This is a genomic window from Methylomusa anaerophila (assembly GCF_003966895.1).
In the GTDB taxonomy this organism is placed as follows: domain Bacteria; phylum Bacillota; class Negativicutes; order Sporomusales; family Sporomusaceae; genus Methylomusa; species Methylomusa anaerophila.
Genome location: NZ_AP018449.1, coordinates 2,025,920 through 2,042,270 on the forward strand (window position 1 = coordinate 2,025,920; position 16,351 = coordinate 2,042,270).

General features: G+C 44.7%; 16 protein-coding genes and 1 other annotated feature. Of the genes, 9 read left to right on the top strand and 7 right to left on the bottom strand.

The window, feature by feature from the left end:
- Window positions 1-336: a winged helix-turn-helix transcriptional regulator gene (locus tag MAMMFC1_RS09000; RefSeq protein ID WP_232035746.1), complete on the bottom strand. Its 336-nt coding sequence runs from the start codon at window positions 334-336 to the stop codon at window positions 1-3.
- Between the two features lie 264 nt (window positions 337-600).
- Here MAMMFC1_RS09000 and MAMMFC1_RS09010 point away from each other — a divergent pair, with 264 nt between their 5' ends.
- The 4 genes from MAMMFC1_RS09010 (at window position 601) to MAMMFC1_RS09025 (ending at window position 3,932) form a co-directional block, all read left to right on the top strand.
- The gene (locus MAMMFC1_RS09010) at window positions 601-1,404 is read left to right on the top strand and encodes a nitroreductase family protein (RefSeq protein WP_126308219.1); all 804 of its coding nucleotides are present in this window, start codon (window positions 601-603) and stop codon (window positions 1,402-1,404) included.
- A 290-nt stretch (window positions 1,405-1,694) separates the two neighbouring features.
- Entirely contained in the window at window positions 1,695-2,141 is a 447-nt protein-coding gene (locus MAMMFC1_RS09015) for a CBS domain-containing protein (protein ID WP_126308220.1), read from the top strand.
- A 236-nt stretch (window positions 2,142-2,377) separates the two neighbouring features.
- Window positions 2,378-2,977, top strand: a complete 600-nt coding sequence (locus tag MAMMFC1_RS09020) for a DedA family protein (RefSeq protein WP_174234370.1) — start codon at window positions 2,378-2,380, stop codon at window positions 2,975-2,977.
- A 148-nt stretch (window positions 2,978-3,125) separates the two neighbouring features.
- The gene (locus MAMMFC1_RS09025; RefSeq protein WP_126308221.1) at window positions 3,126-3,932 is read left to right on the top strand and encodes a penicillin-binding transpeptidase domain-containing protein; all 807 of its coding nucleotides are present in this window, start codon (window positions 3,126-3,128) and stop codon (window positions 3,930-3,932) included.
- Window positions 3,933-4,020: 88 nt separating this feature from the next.
- Here MAMMFC1_RS09025 and MAMMFC1_RS09030 read toward each other — a convergent pair whose 3' ends face one another.
- The 5 genes from MAMMFC1_RS09030 to MAMMFC1_RS09050 all read right to left on the bottom strand — a co-directional run bounded on the left by MAMMFC1_RS09030 (window position 4,021) and on the right by MAMMFC1_RS09050 (window position 9,011).
- Window positions 4,021-5,088, bottom strand: a complete 1,068-nt coding sequence (locus MAMMFC1_RS09030) for a toxic anion resistance protein (RefSeq protein ID WP_126308222.1) — start codon at window positions 5,086-5,088, stop codon at window positions 4,021-4,023.
- 91 nt (window positions 5,089-5,179) lie between these two features.
- Window positions 5,180-6,268 carry a hypothetical protein gene (locus tag MAMMFC1_RS09035; RefSeq protein WP_126308223.1) on the bottom strand — a complete coding sequence of 363 codons (1,089 nt, stop codon included), beginning with the start codon at window positions 6,266-6,268 and terminating at the stop codon, window positions 5,180-5,182.
- A gap of 16 nt (window positions 6,269-6,284) precedes the next feature.
- Window positions 6,285-6,845, bottom strand: coding sequence for a 5-bromo-4-chloroindolyl phosphate hydrolysis family protein (locus MAMMFC1_RS09040; protein WP_158618714.1), 561 nt, complete (start codon window positions 6,843-6,845; stop codon window positions 6,285-6,287).
- Complete coding sequence (locus tag MAMMFC1_RS09045; protein ID WP_126308225.1) at window positions 6,842-8,452, bottom strand: substrate-binding domain-containing protein; 1,611 nt, start codon at window positions 8,450-8,452, stop codon at window positions 6,842-6,844. Before MAMMFC1_RS09045 ends, MAMMFC1_RS09040 begins: the two co-directional genes overlap by 4 nt.
- A 232-nt stretch (window positions 8,453-8,684) precedes the next feature.
- Window positions 8,685-9,011 carry a hypothetical protein gene (locus MAMMFC1_RS09050; RefSeq protein WP_126308226.1) on the bottom strand — a complete coding sequence of 109 codons (327 nt, stop codon included), beginning with the start codon at window positions 9,009-9,011 and terminating at the stop codon, window positions 8,685-8,687.
- Between the two features lie 176 nt (window positions 9,012-9,187).
- On the opposite strand from MAMMFC1_RS09050, the gene MAMMFC1_RS22660 reads away from it, so the two are divergent.
- The 5 genes from MAMMFC1_RS22660 to yfbR all read left to right on the top strand — a co-directional run bounded on the left by MAMMFC1_RS22660 (window position 9,188) and on the right by yfbR (window position 14,154).
- Window positions 9,188-9,322: a hypothetical protein gene (locus tag MAMMFC1_RS22660; RefSeq protein WP_269471874.1), complete on the top strand. Its 135-nt coding sequence runs from the start codon at window positions 9,188-9,190 to the stop codon at window positions 9,320-9,322.
- Between the two features lie 206 nt (window positions 9,323-9,528).
- Window positions 9,529-9,757 (top strand) — a binding site (T-box leader).
- 77 nt (window positions 9,758-9,834) lie between these two features.
- Complete coding sequence (locus MAMMFC1_RS09055; RefSeq protein ID WP_126308227.1) at window positions 9,835-11,391, top strand: 2-isopropylmalate synthase; 1,557 nt, start codon at window positions 9,835-9,837, stop codon at window positions 11,389-11,391.
- A gap of 370 nt (window positions 11,392-11,761) precedes the next feature.
- Window positions 11,762-12,010 (top strand): AbrB/MazE/SpoVT family DNA-binding domain-containing protein, encoded by a 249-nt coding sequence (locus MAMMFC1_RS09060; protein ID WP_126308228.1) that lies wholly within the window; start codon window positions 11,762-11,764, stop codon window positions 12,008-12,010.
- A 302-nt stretch (window positions 12,011-12,312) separates the two neighbouring features.
- Complete coding sequence (locus tag MAMMFC1_RS09065; RefSeq protein ID WP_126308229.1) at window positions 12,313-13,539, top strand: deoxyguanosinetriphosphate triphosphohydrolase family protein; 1,227 nt, start codon at window positions 12,313-12,315, stop codon at window positions 13,537-13,539.
- A 33-nt stretch (window positions 13,540-13,572) separates the two neighbouring features.
- Window positions 13,573-14,154 (top strand): 5'-deoxynucleotidase, encoded by a 582-nt coding sequence (yfbR, locus tag MAMMFC1_RS09070; RefSeq protein WP_126308230.1) that lies wholly within the window; start codon window positions 13,573-13,575, stop codon window positions 14,152-14,154.
- An 89-nt stretch (window positions 14,155-14,243) separates the two neighbouring features.
- On the opposite strand, the gene MAMMFC1_RS09075 is transcribed toward yfbR, so the two are convergent.
- Window positions 14,244-16,085, bottom strand: a complete 1,842-nt coding sequence (locus tag MAMMFC1_RS09075) for an APC family permease (RefSeq protein ID WP_126308231.1) — start codon at window positions 16,083-16,085, stop codon at window positions 14,244-14,246.
- Window positions 16,086-16,351 lie beyond the last annotated feature (266 nt).

Genomic DNA, 16,351 nt, shown 5'->3' on the forward strand with positions numbered 1-16,351 from the left:
TTACCCGTTGTTGAAGTGTTCTTTTCCCCATTCGGCTAAACAGCGGAGAATCTTTTTTAAACTTTCACCCCGGGATGTAAGGGAATATTCAACCCGCGGCGGAATTTCCGGATATACTTTTTTAGTAAGTATTCCTTCCTTCTCCAGCTCACGCAACCGGGATGAAAGGGTTTTCGGGCTAATTCCCTGCAGTGATTTCTGCAGTTGACTAAATCTTTTGGTTCCGTCAGCAAGATCCCTTAGAATTAGCAGTGTCCACTTACTGCCAATAATGGAAAGAGTATTTTTTATCGGACAAATATCATTCTCATCATATTGTTTATCTTGATTAGTCACGTTGCTTTCCTCCTTTATAGCAATTATAACAAATGTAAGTACTTCCGCAATTGTAGAATTAACGGTATACTTGATTTGAATTTTATCATGAATATAAAAAAATTTCAAAACTATGGAGGGATAAGTCATGAGAATTCTCGCGGTTAACGGCAGTCCCGGGAAAACATGGAATACTGCAACACTGCTGAATAAAGCGCTGTTCTCTAAAACCGGACAGTGCGGGAAATAGGGAAAATTTTCAAGCAATAAGGAGTGGTGATTAGAATGTTGACGGTAAGCTCAGAATGCGAGAAGTGCGGTATTTGTGGGGAAACATGTCCAATGGGAATTATCCATATAGCTGAAGATGGGCCTGAAATCTCTTTTCTTGATAAGTGTATAGAGTGCGGGCATTGCATCGCAGTATGCCCGAAAGATGCACTGGATTACGAGAAGGCACCGCTGGATAAACAGGTTCCGTTAGGGGATGATCCAGTCCTGGACCCACTGACTGCTTCGCGTTTTTTAAGATCGCGCCGGTCAATCCGTTGCTACAAGCAGGAACCGGTATCCCAGGAGAAATTGCTTGCGCTATTGGAAATAGCCAGGTTTGCCCCCACCGGCGGCAATAGCCAGGGGTTGTCATATGTGGTGGTAACTGAACGGCAGCTAATGGAGAAGCTGACCGAGGCAACGGTTGAGTGGGTGGAGGAACTGGTCAGGGACAAGGTGGCAATGATAATGCCGTACGCCGAAATTGTGGATGAATACCGGCAGACAAAACGGGATGTTATTCTGCGGGGCGCACCCCATTTAATTGTGGCTACTGCCCCGAAGGAAATGAGCAGCGGGCAGAGCAACGCCCGTTTTTCACTGGCCTATGTGGAGCTTTTCGCACCGACTCTGGGCCTGGGTACGTGCTGGGCCGGTTTTTTGGAACAATGCGGGTTCTCAGGTTATCCCAAACTGCTCCAATTATTGGGGATCGAGGAAAACATGGCGGTGGCGGGGGCAGTGATGGTGGGTTATCCCCGTTATACGTACCGGCGAATGGTAGATAGGAATCCACTGCAGGTGACTTGGCGGTAATTTCTTTGGATTATCGGGAAAGAATTTCAGATATGATAATGCTTTGGTACAAGGAGGAAAACTGATTCTTTCTATAGAATTGCCAGATATGACTATGTTAAAATAATTTTTTGAGACCGGACAGAAGTATTGTAGAAAACAAAGCATAATCGACGGAAGCATTAAAAAAAACTACCCGAGTTGTAAACTAAGATGATGGTGTCAGATTTGCGTTATTGCAGGAAACGCAAGCCTGAACGCAAACCTGCCCCTGGCCTTCGGGTTTATTAATAACGATAGAGGTGATTGTAATGAAAGCAAAAGATATTATGGCAAAAGAAATTATCACTGTCAAACAAGATGCAACTATCAGGGAAATAGCAAAAGTACTTATTGATAACAAAGTTTCAGGAGTACCGGTTGTTGATAATAACGGGGGACTGGTGGGCATTGTCACGGAAGGAGACCTTTTGTTTAAGGAGACTAATCCTAGGCTTCCCGAGGCTGTTAATATCCTGGGAGCCATCCTATACTATGACGGGGTGGAAAGGTATAACGAGGACTTTAAGAAACTTATCGCCGGGCAGGCTGGTGAAATTATGACAGATAAGGTTGTTGTAATTTCAGAGGACACGGAAATAGCTGAGATAGCCAAGTTAATGATTAAGCATAATATCAAACGGTTACCTGTAGTCAAGGAAGATAAAATCATTGGCATTGTCAGCAGGGCTGATATTATAAAAACTTTTCTAACTTAAAGGAGCTTAAAGGATCTTAAAGGATAATTAAATGGCACGGCCCCACGCGCTGATGCCCGGCGATGCCAGCAGGGGCCTCCCTTTCCGGGAGGCCCTTTCTGTGATGCTGGGGGCGTTTCCGCTGTATTTTGTTGTTATTTACATTGTGCGCGCAACTGGAAACTAAGCAGATTACAGGTCAGCCGGATAAATATTTAATGCTATTGTCAGCCATAATAGGCGGGGGAGGGAGTATTTTGGCTGACAAGATTCTGGAGCTTTTAAGCAGCCTGGGATTGCCAGGAGTGTTTGCCGGCGTTTTTTTAGAAGCGATAGGATTGCCTTTTCCAGGCAGTGTGTTGGTGGCTTTGGCCGGTTTTTTGTCAAAGCAGGGGGAGTTTAATATTATCATGGCCTGGCTGGTATCTCTGCTGGGCTACCTGCTGGGATCACTTTCCGCCTTTATGTTGGGACGTCATATCGGCGAACCCTTTATAAAGAGATGGGGAAGATATATCAGACTAACTCCGGAACGCATTGACAAGGCGCAGGAACTTTTGCAAAAGTCGGCCCCGGCTTATATTATCGGTGGCCGCTTTGTACCGACAGTGGGTAACGTTACCCCCTACGTAGCCGGCATCAGCGGCATTTCTATTGTCAAATTTCTTATCTACGACATGGTTCACGCCGTTCTCTGGCTGACCGTCTTTTTAAGTGTCGGGGCTGTGCTGGGCAGCAAATGGCATAGGCTGGCGGACAACCCGTGGCTTAAATGGGTTGCCATCGGCGGCGGGTTAGCTATATTGATTTATGTATTTAGGGATTTATTTCCTGTACGCAGTAAAAATAGGGTGTAAAATATAGTATGAAGTAGATAAAGAAAAAAGCCGGTTGGAGTGGTAGTAATCATCTTGACCGGCTCTTTTTTATGTGGTATATGGTATATAAAGATATATAAAAATAGTAAAAAAGTAAAAAAGTAAAAAAGTAAAAGGATGATTGAAAATGAAAAGATGGTTTTTAGTATTACTGACTGTAATTATTATTAATTCTGGCTTAATAACCGGCGTGAATGCGGCGGCTCTCGTAGAAAAGAAGGAAATTGGAAAATATTTTACGGAATTTACCACCGGTACGTTTGTTATGTATGATGAGGCTAACGACCAATATGTAGTCTTCAACGAACCTCAAAGTATAAAACGCCTGTCACCGTGTTCTACCTTTAAAATTTACAATTCGCTTGCCGGGTTGGAAACTGGTGTCTTGGACCAAGAAGATGTATTTACTTTATTTAAATGGAATGGGAAGCAATATGCGTTTCCTGCTTGGAACCATGATCAAACATTGGCGTCTGCCACAAGGGATTCGGTTGTGTGGTATTTCCAAGAGCTTGCATCCCGGGTCGGAACGAAAAGAATGCAGGCATTTCTTGATAAGATAGGGTACGGCAACCGGGACATTTCTGGCGGATTAACCACATTCTGGCTACGGTCTTCGTTACAGATTTCGGCAAGTGAACAGGTGGACTTGTTGCATCGGCTGTACTCGGAAAAATTGCCGGTTTCCCCCCAAAATGTGGCGATAGTAAAAAAGAATATTACATTGTCAGAGGATAATGGAGTGCGATTAATGGGGAAAACTGGTTCGGGATTCCAAGATGATAAATGGCTATTAGGGTGGTTTGTCGGTTGTGTCGAAAAACAGGGAAATCGCTATTTTTTCGCTACCAATATTGAAGCGCCAGATGGTGCAACCGGTGGAAAGGCCAGAGAGATTACGAAATTAATCTTAAAAGACCTTCAAGTTTTATAAAATCGCTATTGGCTTAGAAGTATTAAACGAGCGTCTTCCTTTTCAGGAGCGCTCGTTTTCTTATTTACTACTATCCTCTACTTATTTATTAGCCCCTATTTGTAGTCAACACCGTCTTCAGATCGCTTTCAATCTTTATCAGTTCCGTGGCGGCCTGCTGCCGCTGTTGCCGCCCTTGGGCATAGATGCTGATTACTTCTTCAATGGTGTTGATCAGGTTGGTATTGACAGTCTTCAGGGTATCGATATCAATAATGCCCCGCTGCGCCGCCTTGGCGGTTTCGATTGTCGTATTCTTTAAGAGCTCCGAATTTTTGCGCAGCATTTCATTTGTGGCATTATCAACTTCGTTTTGCAGCTGCAAAGCTTTTGTCTGGTTAACCATGGCAATAGCCAGGACTACCTGCTGTTTCCAGATGGGAATGGTATTCAGGATGGATGTCTGGATTTTTTCCAGCAGAACCTTGTCATTGCTTTGAATAATGCGTAGCTGGGGAGCCGTTTGGATGCTTAAAGTGCGGCTGGTCTTCAAGTCATACAGGCGCTTCTCGAAACGCTCGGCAAGTTGAATCAGGTCATTTACTTTTTGGGCGAACATCATGTCGTTTTTCAAAGCAGCTTCGGCCTGGGCTTCAGGGATGGTCTTGTCTTTCAGAGCGCGCAGTTTTATCTCGCCGGCGATAATGAACTGGTCCAATTCGGTAAAATACTCTTCATTGGCCTCATACATCTTGTCGAGCATGATGATATCCCGGGTGAGGCTCTGTTTGGCTGCTTCCAGGCGATCGACGATTTTTTCTATTTCAACTTCGACTTTTTCGTATTTGGCCATAATTTTTTTGGCAGTACTTACCATGGGCCCAATGATGGGCAGGCTTTCCCAAAAACCGGGCTTGACTGCAAGGTCGGAATTCATTTCCTTAACTCTGGCAACAAGCTGATGAAGAATATCGCCCACTTCTCCCGCATCTTTATTACGGACATGCTGGATCATGTTGTCGGCCGTATGAGCGATTTTGGTTTGGGCGGACACTCCGTAATTAATGATTGCCTGACTGTCGGCAATATCAATTGCCTTCACAATGTCGTTAACCCGTTTCAACTGTTCGGCGGTCAAGTCTTTGGTCAACTCCGGCGTAACACTCAGTTCTTCCATGGCAGATACCTCCTACATACTATTATAGAAGTCAGAATTCAGAATAAGAGAACCGTCGAGCCGGGTCATTCTGACTTCTGACTCCTGATTTCTATTTCAGGTTGTTTATCAATGTATCCATTACTTCCGGTTTGGGCAGCGGGACAATTTTGTCGATCCTGTCCGGTATTCCCAAGCCGTCAAGCTTGTTTGCATCCGCTTCGATCCAGCCCAGCCCTGTCCTGAAGCCGTGACGTTCCCAGGCCAGCTTGCTTAGCTCCGTATCGGTCAATGCTTTGAGCAGTTGGCGGGCATTGGGTTTGATAACAATCAGCGGGTGTGAACTCCATATCGTCGGCACCGGATACAGCACGCGAACCTTGCTTTTTGCCTTGTTCCAGACATCCGGGTTTTGCACGGCAAACTCAATCAGCTGATTTTCATAGCCGATGATCATTGGCTTGCCGGTTTTGAGATATTGTTCAAACAGGACGGAAGACGTGTTTTCCATGTATCCCACCCGGGCATAGTATTCTTTCAGTTTGGGCAGGACGGTATTTAGCGAATCCATATTAATCACATCACCGGCCAGAACGTTGGCCATAAGGGCAAAGAATTCGTTGCCTGAGTTGGATTTGAGCGGATCGGTGGATGTAATGATAATTTTGCCATACAGGTCCGGTACACCGATATCCGGCCACTGGCTGCCGGCGAGGGCCAAATCGATTAATTTGGCAAAATCGACGGCAAAATAGGTTCCATCAATATTGTGGGCAATACCACGTTTGACCAGCGCGTCGACAATGTTATCCCAGGTATAGATGACCAGCGGTGAATTAAAAATAATTTCGTTTTCCCCATTACCATAGGCTTTTTTGTACATTTCCAAAATGTTCTGGCTGCCGGGAAAGATAAAATCAGAGTTGGACAGATAATCACTGTTCAGCATTTCCAGGGAACCGGCAGTTTTATAATCAACAGCTATCCCCCGTTTTAACAGCGCCGCTTTCACGGCTTCGTCCTCAAAAAAGGCTGCTTTTTCCCCGCCGATAAAGCCTTTTATCTGTGTTGCCTGCACGGCAGCAAGCCGGTTTTCCCTGCCTGGCCCCTCAGTCATATTATTTTTTATCAGGACCCCGCTGATGATGACCGCAACCAAGATGGCAATACCAAGTAGCCGCAGAATGACCGGCTTGTTCAAATGATTCTCCTCCCGTTCAGTGCGAGTCAAGATTTTTTTGCAAAATTTCGATCTCTACGTCCAGGTCCAGCCTGGTGTTGTTTAGCAGGGAATCCATGACCTTTTGTAAAGCTTGTTCCACAGCCGCCAAAATAGCGCTCACCTTTTCCTGATAGCTGCGGGTTGACGGACCGGGGGAGTATTCTCCCAACTCGGACTGGAGCGCCAGGACTTTAATCACGGCCTCCAGATAATAGGGCAATTGCCGGCGAACTGTTTTGACTAAATGGGGTTTCTTGCGTACGTATTCCAGTATTTCCCTGGATTTTTCAGCGATTTTTCCCGCTTGCGGCAGGCCGGAATTTTCTAAAATCGCTGCCTTTTGTGTGATATCGTCACGGAAGGCAGCGAAATCTTCTTGTGTCAACCCGGCAGCCATAAGGCGAAAACCGGTCCGGTTGCCGGCGGCAAACAACAGCAATATGGCAATGAAAACCGCAATAGCCGCCGCTACGGCAAAAACCAGGCTGGCTGACAGGAAAAGATAAAAAATCAAAAAAGTCAATCCCGCCGTGAGGCCTGAGTAAATATGGATCACAGGTATCCTCTCGCTTTCTTGAAAGCTTCGACAAGATTGTTGCGCCCGTCAAACAAGTTGGCGCGGGTGAGGTTTGTAATCTGCTGCAGCTGGACATCGGATGCTTGTCCGAACATAATACAAAAGACGGGAATATCCTTGTTGAGTTCCATAAAAGATTTCTGAAAATCCGCTACTTTCTTGCCGGTGTTGGAAAGGCCGTCAGTCATTAATACAACCGAAGCCACATACTTGTCGGTATTGACGGATTTTAACAACTGGAGCGCCTCAATCAGCGGACTGTATATGTCCGTTTCCCCGCCGGGATTTTTTTCCTCGATATGGGTCAGCAGTGTTTCCCAGGACATTTCCTGGCCTTGTCCCGCTTTCCAGACAGCTTGCACTTTATCGTTGAAAGGAATAACGATTACAATATCGTCGCCGGATGCCTGCAGCATGTACTTGGCGGCTTCGCTCTGATTAAGGACCAGCTTCATAGCTTCCTTGAGCTGACCGCTGCCGCTGCCGGCCATGCTCCCGGAATAATCCAGGCAATAAACGATATATGAGGGCTTGCGCAGTTCAGTTTGGTACATATTTAAGGCTTCCTGCAGGGTGTCGAACGAAGGCATTTTGATGAAAGAGAACTGTTTTTTTATATTAATACCCCAATTGGGATTGAATACGGCTGGATCGGCGCCGTCCATGGACATGCCGATACCTGTTCTCCGCCCCAAACCGGCTATTTTGCTCTGAGTATCACCGGCGAGCAGAAAGGCCTGGACTTTTTTGAACATTTCCTCTTTTTTCTGGCGGCCATGATCTATGTAGCCGAGAATATAATCGGCAACCGCAATGCCGTCGGCAGGATAAACAACGTGTAAGGGCTCTTTGCCGGCCGCGACAAGTTCCTTGTTCGCATCAATGATTACCGCCTCGTAATTGACCATCGCATCATAATCGCTTTTAAGAAACAAATCCTTCAACCACTCCGAACTGCCTGATGACCGATTGACTCCGGACAGCAGCAGTTTAACGCCGTCTTTTACTTTCTGCTCCTTCAGGTGGTCGGGAGTAATGGTTTCCGGGTTGCCGGCCAAAGCATATAGGAAGCCGATGTACGCACAGGCGCCACTGTTGGACTGGGTGGCCGAAGTCATGGCAAAACGCAGTTGCCCGGCCTCAATGGCTGCCAAAATATCTTTGGTCGCAATATCGCGGCCGGTGAAGCCAAGTTTTTGGGCCACACTTTCCCGAATGCCAAACACCACCGGCGAAGTCATAATGGATTTTTGCTGTTTGACAATTTTGCCTTTATCGCCCATGGAAAGCCACATACCGTTAGCGATCCACACCCCATCATAGCCATTTGCGCCGCTTTCCAGTTTATGCATGATGTCAATTGAGCCCAGGTAATCCATTTTAACGGCAAAACCATTTTTTGCGGCAAATTCGGCGATCATTGGCTCCATAATCTTATTTTCCGAACTTGATAGAATAACCAGGGTTTTATCATTATCAGCAGTATTGGCAGCAGGGTCTGGTCTTGAGCTGAAACAACCGGAAAGCGCAAAAGCTGCGAAAATAATTAATAGAATGAATACTATCCTTTTTTTCCCGAAAGCCATGAATATTCACTTCCTTATGCCGGCATCCTGTTTATTAAGCAGACGTCCATGCCAATATATTTGGTGCCATAAGAATAAAGGTGTTTGGGATAACGAGATTACTACGGCAACGCCTAAATTCCGTCTTATGCGAATAATGGCAATGCAAGCGGCGATCTTGTTTTTGCATTGAATGCCAACAGAAGGGGTTAATGATAAATACAGGCCTCATGATGTCACTTCGCCTGCTTTTTCAATCGCTTAGCTGGGTTTCCTGAAAAAATATACGGTCATTTAGTGCGCTGAATTTATCATCCAGATCGCGATATGATTCTTGTATTAATTCAATAATAGCCGCGTCGGATTCTTTAAGGGTTTTAATTTCGGCTTTTAGTTCCTTAATATCCTGTTTAGTAGCCATATTAGCTTTTACTTCCGCTAATTCCTGTTTAGTAGCCATAGCAGATTTAATTTCTTTAACTTCCTGGCGAAGCTCTTCGATAGCGGCATTTCCATTGCCAACTATGCGGATAAGTTGCTCCATCATTTTTTCGAGGCGGTCGAGCTTCTCATCGCTCATGGTTATCATCCTTTCTTGTGTAACATCTAGCAACCGTTTTAATAATAATCAGCCCATATATAATAAAATAATAAACATATATTCTGCTTTTACAGTGTCTTCTCCTTTAATTGTTTTGTCTATATTATACCAATAATCGACAAAAATTGGAAATTAAACTTAGGAGTGATTAGTGCATGAACGCAGCAAAAGCAATTGGAAAGAAATTAATGGAGAAAAAATGGCCAATTGCAGGCAATGCTTTTTGGAGCTACGTAAGCTACAACACGCCATGCTGGGGAATGAAGCCAGATACTTGCATCAATAAATAATAAATATATAAACAAGCAAATATTGAATTGAGCTTTTTACCGTCAAAATAAGGGATATCTTAACAGAAGAAGAGATAACGCAACTAACGTCCATTTTCACAAAGATATTGAACAAATATCAATAATTAAAAAATTGCGTGCTAAATATTGACAAAGACTGCGTGGTTGATTAAAATACAGATAACATATGTTACAGGCATACAGGCATACAGGCAATGAACGGAAATAGTAGGGACTTGGATAATTTTCAGAGAGCCGAAGGTTGGTGTGATTCGGTAGTTGATAAGTCTTGAACTCATCCGTGAGCTGCAGCCCGAAAATGTAGGGTGAGCCGGAATTCCACCGTTACAGGGATAGATGGTGTTAGCCGTCGAAAAAGCGGGTTCATTTTTTGAACCAATTAGAGTGGTACCGCGAGTAACCTCCGTCTCTATACAGGGATGGGGGTTTTTTAGCGCCTAAATTCCGGGTTTAGGCGCTAAAAATTTAAATTTAACAAGGAGGATATTGGGATGCGAAAAATTCTTGTATTAGACACTACGCTGCGGGATGGTGAACAGGTACCCGGGGCAAAATTGAACCTCCACGAAAAATTAACAATTGCGCATCAATTAAGGCGATTAAATGTGGACATTCTTGAGGCGGGTTTTCCTTCGTCCTCCAAGGGGGATTTTGAGGCGGTAAAAAGAATTGCGGGCGAATTTCAGGATGGTCCGGTGATAACTGCTCTGGCCAGAGCCGTACAGAGTGATATTGACGCGGTTTATGAAAGCATCAGACAAGCACAGCGGCCGCTTATCCACATTGTATTAGGCACTTCCAATGTTCACGTAGAAAAGAAGTTTAATAAATCCAAGGAAGCTATTTTGGAGATGGGAGTAAATGCGGTGAGATATGCAAAATCCCTGCTGCCGGATGTGCAGTATTCCACCGAAGACGCTTCGCGGTCGGATTTTGAGTATCTTTGGCAGACAATCGAAGCTGTTGTTAAAGCCGGCGCAACTATGGTAAATATTCCTGATACGGTGGGCTATGCCGTTCCCGAAGAGTTCGGCGAATTAATAAGCAAGATCAATTATCGGTTGAAAAATGTAAATGATAAGGTCATATTAAGCGTGCATTGTCACAACGATACCGGTCTGGCAACTGCCAATACCCTGATTGCCGTGAAATATGGCGCGGATAAGATAGAATGCACTATCAATGGCATTGGCGAGCGGGCCGGGAACGCCGCCCTGGAAGAAGTGGCGGTGGGGATGAAATTGCGGCCGGAATATTACAATGCATATACAGGTATTACTACTAAGGAAATTAAGGCTACATCCAAGCTGGTCAGTAATTTGATGGGACTGGACGTGCAGGTCAATAAGGCCGTTACCGGGGAAAACGCTTTTGCGCACTCAGCGGGCATCCATCAGGACGGTTTATTAAAATCCCGTGAATCCTATGAAATAATTCGACCGGAAGACGTTGGCGTGGAAGAGATGGAACTGGTTCTGACAGCCAGATCGGGCCGACACGCTTTTAAAGCCGCGGCCGTCCAATTTATACAAGAGAATCTGGCAGATGATGAATTTGAAGTCCTTTTTGCTATGTTTTTAGAACTTGCCGATGCGAAAAAAGAAATATATATTCACGATATTTATTGTCTGGTTAATGACTATTATACAAAGAAAGGAAAAAATCAGGAAGAAACCGGCCGGCACAGTCACTTGTACGAACTTATCAGTTCGCAAGTGATAAGCAATGATGTTTTTCCTTCCGCCAGCGTGAAAGTTAAGCATGGTGGGGAAGTACTGGAAGGCAGCGCCGGTGGTGCCGGTCCCATTGATGCTCTCTACACTGCCTTAAAAAATATCGTGAATTTGGATATTGGTTTGGTGGAATATAAAATCACCAGTGTGTCCAGAGGCAAGGAAGCTATGGGGAGGGTAAATTTGCAACTGGATTACAACGGAAAGATATACCCGGCCAGGGCTGTTGATACGGATATTATAAGGGCAAGTGCCGTTGCGTTTCTAAACGGAGTAAATAATATCATTCTTAGCCTTGACCTTGACATTTCTTAAGCGGACCTCCATGCCAATATATTGGGCGTCACAAGGAATCACAAGGAAGGAAAATGGAGAACGTTTTACCGCAGAGGCGCAGAGGGCGCAGAGAAACGCAGAGGGATTCATTCATTATTTATGGTTTTTCAACGATCTTCGTTATCCTTTTTCTGTGTCCCTCTGTGTCCTCTGCGTCTCTGTGGTTCCGGTTCCTTTGGCTTATGACGTTTAGATTTTCAGATAGCTCTTCAATTTTTTGGGCGGTTAAGTGGCTCCGGTAAAAGAAGGGGAGCCGGGAATTAAATAATAATTGACAAAATAATTATTATTTGATAATATAAATTATAAAGAGGCGCTAAATTTTAGTAGACTAAGGAGGAATACGGCAATGGAATCAACTGGCATTGTTAGAAAAATAGATGAACTCGGCAGAGTTGTGTTGCCAATGAAATTGCGCCGTACTATTGGCATCGCCGAAAAGGATGGTCTCGAAATATATGTTGATAATGACCGCATCATTCTACGGAAATATGTACCTGCCTGTGTGTTCTGCGGCAGTACTGATGAAATAGCTAACTTCAAAGGTAAAAATGTTTGTAAAGAGTGTTTTGCAACCATGAGTCAAAAGGTGGGTTAATAGCTCACCAACGGTTTTATCCGGGCCCGTAGCCGGGCAAGCCGTCTGCCTTGAAAGTTCAGGGCGGGCGGCTTTTATTATAAAAGTATCTGTTTGGGGCGGCGCAGGACCGCCTTATTAACGCTGCAATGCCGCTTAACCTCCCTTATAATAAGGCTGTCCTTTGCCTGCCGGTCGTCAAAAAGACGCGTTAGCTTTTTTCTCATAATCTAAGAAAGTATATTTATTATGAGCCGATTAGAGGAGTTCGGCGACATACGGAGAAAAATTTAAGACATCACGGGTTAAGCGGAGGTATGCACATGCAGCGGGGATTATTCAGCAACGTTTGTGCGCAAGCAGGAAACCCGAAATGGGAAAAATGTATAAATCGGATTTCGCCAATTTACAAAAAGCCAAAGGATATTCGCAGTGAATTTGCCCGCGATTATAACCGCATTTTATATAGTACTGCTTATCGGCGGCTTAAACACAAAACCCAGGTCTTCTTTGCCACCCGCCACGATCATGTTTGTACCAGAATAGAACATGTGAACCACGTCGGTGCCGTGAGTTACACCATTGCCAACTATCTTGGCCTAAATACGGAACTGACTAACGCAATAGCAATAGGACACGATCTGGGGCACGCTCCTTTTGGCCATACCGGTGAAGAATTTCTAACGGAAATCGTAAAAAGTGAATTAGGAGAAACGTTTTGGCATGAGCGCAACAGTCTGAGATTCGTGGACAAATGCGAGACATTGCCCGACAATGAAGGTATGGAACGCAACCTCAACTTAACTTACGCCGTGCGGGACGGTATCGTGTGTCACTGCGGCGAAGTTGATGAAAACTCGCTGTTTCCCAGAGCTGAAGCCTTTGATTTATATTCGGTGGAGAAGGCAGGTCAGTGTCCGCCCTTTACCTGGGAAGGCTGTGTTGTTAAGATTGCGGATAAGATAGCATACTTAGGACGTGATATTGAAGATGCACTCCTGCTTAAAATATTGACGGTCAGCCAACTGAAAGAACTTGTAAGAATTGGTCGTGAATTCGGCAATGCCAAAGCCAGTGAGATTAATAACACCCTGTTAATGCACGATTTCATCATTGATTTATGCAATACCAGTTCGCCGGCGAAGGGGATTGCCTTTTCCGCCAGATATCTTGAATTAATCAATGTATTGAAGCAGTTCAATTATCAGTATATCTACCGTCATGAGCGGCTTGCCACCTATAAGCGCTACGCCAGGCTGATTATCGAAAGCATATATCAGACGCTTTTAAATGGTTATAACGGTAAGGATACACAGGCTGAGCTAGCGAGGTATCGCGACATCTATCCGGTTTTGGTGCAATCCTTTAGCGACTGGCTTGATAAATACTCGGACATCGGCGCAAGAGATGCAAAAGGAAATAAATATCATAATGAAGTGTTATATTTCCTCGCCAACAGGAGGGATTACATTCAGGCAATTGTGGACTATATTTCCGGCATGACTGACAGCTTTGCCATAAAAATTTTCAATGAAATTACTACATTTTGAGGAAGAATTTGAGGGATATAAGAGGTAGATAAAATGAGCCATTTCTTTGCATTTTTATCCCGGATGAAGTTTATTCAACGTTGGGGCCTCATGCGTAATACCATGCCTGAAAACATCCAGGAACATAGTCTGCAGGTAGCTATGATTGCCCATGGTCTGGCTGCAATCCGGAATACATATTTCAAGGGAGAAATTGATGCCGCCAAAGTAGCTGTATTGGGCATGTATCATGAAATCGCCGAGGTTTTCACCGGCGATCTGCCAACTCCCGTGAAATATTTCAATCCGCAGATTAAGGATATCTATAAAGACATTGAGAATATGGCGCAAAAGAATTTGTACAATATGCTGCCGGATGAATTGAAGAATACTTATAGCAATCTCTTGATAAGGAAGGATGAAGATACGGAATTATGGCGGATAGTTAAGGCTGCGGATAAGATCAGTGCCTATCTGAAGTGTGTCGAGGAACTGAAAGCCGGTAATCAGGAGTTTTCTGTTGCCCTTAAGATGATTCGGCAAGAGCTTGATGCGAGTAATTTACCCGAGGTCAAATACTTTATGGAAATATTTGCGCCCAGCTTCTCGCTATCTGTGGATGAGTTAAACTACTAACGAATGCTTACCGGGACAGGGAAAACGATAAAAGCCAGTGAACTCGTTTAGCAGAAGCTAAACGAGTTCACTCGTAATTTGGCTCTTTTTTATTTTTTCAGATGATACGGAATGGTTGATACTATTACATTTTCTTTTAGAATTAATAAAGTCCGCAGGATCCATCCTGTCTGGTTATGCAATAGACGATGCCACCATTTCTTTGTTTCAAATTCAGGGATTAGCACTGTAATAAAGTCTTCAGGCGCTTTGTTTTTTTGTATTTTTTCAATAAAATGGAGGACTGGCTGAATGACCAGGCGATAAGGGGAATAAATGGTGATTAACCGCACGCCGGGATCCCAGGTCTGCCACTTTTCTTCTACTTTGCGGCCTGCTTCCCGGTCGGTGGCCACATGCAGGGCAATAACATCATCACTAATCGAGCGGGCATATTTCATGGTCTGCAGCACTACGCTGGTAGGACTGGATACAGGGACAACGACGATATTTTTGCCCTTTGGCCCGGGGGTCAACGCCTGCCACTCTTCCAGCGGCAGGTGGAGTTGCTCGGCGACATCCATGTAGTGCCGTTTGATAGCCTTAAAGATAGCGAACATAGCCGGAATAAAGATTAATACAATCCATGCTCCCTGGAAGAATTTAGTAGTGGCGATGACCACTACCACAAGACCGGTTACAATGGCGCCAAAACCGTTAAGAAAGGCCCGTATTCTCCATTTTGGCCCTTTTTCCCGCCTCCAATGCACAACCAGCCCACTCTGGGCAATGGTGAAGGACATGAATACTCCAATGGCATAAAGGGAAATCAAGTGCGTTACATTACCTTCGAAGCCGATAATCAGGATGCCGGCAAATAAACTTAATAGAAGGATACCGTTAGAAAAACCTAAGCGTTCCCCTCTTGCTCCCAGATAGCGCGGCATATAACCGTCTTTTGCCAATATGGAAAGCAATAACGGCAACCCGTTATAGGCGGTATTGGCTGCTAAATAAAGTATCAGCATGGTGGTAATCTGAAAAAAGTAAAACATCCACCCGCGGCCAAATGTCTTATCTGCCAGCGCGGAAAGCATGGTCACATTTTCTTGCGGCAAAAGGTGATTATGGAGAATCAGGAATGTTGTTCCGGCCAGCATGATAGCCAGCATCCCAGCCATCCAGAATATAGTTCTAATCGCATTCTCAGCCTGCGGCTTTTTGAACATGGGAACACCGTTGGAAATGGCTTCAATGCCTGTCATCGAGCTGCAACCGTTGGCAAAAGCGCGGAGCAAAAGCGCTAAAACCATCCAGTCAAACGAATGCCTTACGGCAGATGCGGGCGGAATGGCCGGCGCTGTTTCGGTAAGAGCATGATACATACCTACAACAATCAAAGCAAATATACTGAATATAAACAAATAAGTCGGTAGAACAAATATGTTGGATGATTCCCTTAAACCCCTTAGGTTGACAAGCATTAAGACGACAAACAGGACAAATAGGTCAATGGTAACTTCCGAGCCAATCAAGCCGGGAAACGCGGAAACTAATGCTTCCGTTCCCGCAGAAATACTAACGGCGACAGTCAAAGTGTAATCGGCGAACAAAGCTGCGGCCGCAATCAAGGCAGGAATTTCACCAAGATTATGCGTGGCTACGGCATAAGAACCGCCGCCGCCGGGATTAGCGCGGGCCACCTGTACGTACGACAGGGTGACAATGGCCAATAACACCAAAATAGCTGCGGCAACATAGCCGATATAACCGTAAAGCATCAGTCCCGGTACGGCCAAGGTAATGGCAATCTGCTCGGGACCGTAACCAACGGACGAAAGGGGATCGGAGGAAAAAATAGGTAATGCTTTCCACTTTGGCAAATACTCAGCAGTTAACTCCCGGTTGTGCAACGGACGGCCAATAATTAATTCTCGCAACTGACGGTACATTCATTAACCCCTCTCAGGATTTTCATATCTATTTTTCTAACAGAAATATAACTTTCTGGGATTTTCCGGCGGCTCCCCTTTCTCGCATAGACTCAGGAAATAAGCACCATTTAAAAACCACAATTTACTTTCGTCACTCCTGCTAAAGATTCCTTCACTCTTCCCCTTCTAACTGCCAAATATATCAAAAAATACTGCCACAGCTGTCCAGACAACACGCTGTGCAAATTTCGAAAGTTTTGCTATATAATTAAGTATAAGAGTAA